The organism is Sphingobacterium sp. SGL-16, from assembly GCF_011043515.1.
GTDB classification, from domain to species: domain Bacteria; phylum Bacteroidota; class Bacteroidia; order Sphingobacteriales; family Sphingobacteriaceae; genus Sphingobacterium; species Sphingobacterium litopenaei.
The window spans coordinates 1-275 of the sequence record NZ_JAAKGQ010000138.1 but is presented as its reverse complement, the minus strand read 5'-3'; the positions used below and the strand labels follow the sequence as shown (position 1 = coordinate 275).

General features: G+C 32.4%; 1 protein-coding gene. It reads left to right on the top strand.

The features are described from left to right. On the top strand, positions 1 to 275 hold a 275-nt coding region (locus tag G5B32_RS17000; RefSeq protein WP_165292680.1), incomplete at both ends, for a helix-turn-helix domain-containing protein.

Genomic DNA, 275 nt, shown 5'->3' with positions numbered 1-275 from the left:
GAATTGCAGCCAACACAAGAGCAAAAAGTGTTGTTGGATAAGCATTTTGGATGTATCCGTTACGTTTACAACTACTTTTTAAATGAAAGGAAAGAGCAATATCAAGCAAATAAAAAGTCTGATAATTACTATAAACAGGCAGCTACCTTAACTGAACTAAAAAAGAAAGAGGAAACTGCTTGGCTGAAAGAAGTGAATAGTCAATCATTACAATTTGTTTTAAGATGTTTAGATACTGCTTACGTGAATTTTTTTAGAGGTAATGCTAAGTTTCC